The following is a 2,009-nucleotide window of genomic DNA, read 5'->3' as shown; positions in this document are numbered from 1 at the left end:
GGGGCCGGCGGCGGCCGCCCCGTTCGCACCGCCGGGGGCGGCGGGAGCGCCGGGGCCGGCGGCCGCGGCGGCCTCCGCGGACGCGGCCTCCAGCTCCTCCAGCACCGCCGCCAGGCCCTGCCCGGTGCGCTTGCGGGTCATCTGCACCAGGCCCAGGGAGGTGACCTCGGCGACCTGGTGCTTGGTGCGGTCGCGGCCCAGGCACTCCACGAGCCGGCGCAGGACGAGGTCGCGGTTGGACTCCAGGACCATGTCGATGAAGTCGATGACGATGATCCCGCCGATGTCGCGCAGCCGCAGCTGGCGGACGATCTCCTCCGCGGCCTCGAGGTTGTTGCGGGTGACCGTCTCCTCCAGCGTGCCGCCGGAGCCGGTGAACTTGCCCGTGTTGACGTCGATGACGTGCATCGCCTCGGTCGGGTCGATCACCAGCGAGCCGCCCGAGGGCAGCCACACCTTGCGGCCCAGGGCCTTCTGCAGCTGCTCGTCGACGCGGTGGGCGGCGAAGACGTCGTCCTCGCCCTCCCAGCGCTCGGCCCGCTGCAGCAGGTCGGGGGCGACGTCGCCGAGGTAGTCGCTGACCGTCCCCCACGCCTCGTCGCCGGAGACGACCAGGCGGGAGAAGTCCTCGTTGAAGACGTCCCGCACCACGCGCACGGTCAGGTCCGGCTCGCCGTGCAGCAGCACGGGGGCGTTCTTGGCCGACGCCTTGGCCTGGATGGCCTCCCAGGTGGCCTGCAGGCGCTGCACGTCCGCGGCCAGCTCCTCCTCGGAGACGCCCTCGGCGGCGGTGCGCACGATGACGCCGGCGCCCTCGGGCACGACCTTCTTGAGGACCTTCTTCAGCCGCGAGCGCTCGGTGTCGGGCAGCTTGCGGGAGATGCCGGTCATGGAGCCGCGCGGGACGTAGACCAGGAAGCGGCCCGGCAGCGACACCTGGCTGGTGAGGCGGGCGCCCTTGTGCCCGACCGGGTCCTTGGTGACCTGCACCAGGACCGGGTCGCCGGACTTCAGGGCGGCCTCGATGCGCCGCGGCTGGCCCTCCAGGCCGGCCGCGTCCCAGTTGACCTCGCCGGCGTAGAGCACGGCGTTGCGGCCCTTGCCCACGTCGACGAAAGCGGCCTCCATGCTCGGCAGGACGTTCTGCACGCGGCCGAGGTAGACGTTGCCGACCATCGTGGTCTGCGCCTTCCGGGCGCCGTAGTGCTCCACGAGGATGCCGTCCTCGAGCACGCCGATCTGGGTGACGCCGTCCTCCTCGCGCACCACCATGACGCGCTCGACGCTCTCGCGGCGGGCGAGGAACTCCGCCTCGGTGAGGATCGCGCGGCGGCGCCCGTGCTCGCGCCCCTCGCGGCGGCGCTGCTTCTTGGCCTCCAGGCGGGTGGAGCCCTTCAGCGCGGTGATCTCGTCCTCACCGGTGCCCGAGCCGGTGCCGGTGCTGCGCGCGCGGCGCGGCTCGCGCACCCGCACGACGGTGTTCGGCGGGTCGTCCGGGGCCGGCTCCTCGCTCTCGCCGGCCCCGCCGCGACGGCGGCGACGGCGGCGGCGGCGCGAGGAGCCGGAGGACTCCTCCGCCTCGGCGGCCTCCTCGTCCTCGTCCGCGGCGTCGACCTCCGCCTCGGCGGCCTCGTCGGCGCCCTCCTCGGCGTCCTCGTCGGCGTCCTCGGGAGCCTCGTCCTCCTCCTCGGAGCGCTCGGCGTCCTCGCGGGAGCGGCCGCGGCGGCCGCGACCGCCGCGGCGGCGGCGGCGGCGGGGTGCACCGTCCTCGTCGCCCTCCTCGCCCTCCTCGCCCTCGACGCCCTCGACGCCCTCGTCCTCGACGTCGTCCACGTCCTCGCGGACGACGGTGAGGGCCTCCAGCAGCTCCTCGACCCCGTGGGCGGGGCGCTGGGCGGCGTCCTCGGGGGCGGCCTCCTCGGCGGCGGCGCCCTGCGCGGGGCGCTCCTCCTCGGCGGCGCGCTCCTCGGCGGGGCGCGGCGGCCCGGCGGGCGCGGAGGCGCGGCGGC

The 2,009-nt window shown here is 76.0% G+C and carries 1 protein-coding gene; it reads right to left on the bottom strand.

The window, feature by feature from the left end:
* On the bottom strand, positions 1-2,009 hold a 2,009-nt coding region (locus GTR00_RS19810; RefSeq protein ID WP_166613267.1), incomplete at both ends, for an Rne/Rng family ribonuclease.

Source organism: Kineococcus indalonis (assembly GCF_009906395.1).
GTDB lineage: Bacteria > Actinomycetota > Actinomycetes > Actinomycetales > Kineococcaceae > Kineococcus > Kineococcus indalonis.
This window is presented reverse-complemented; position numbering and strand designations above follow the sequence as displayed.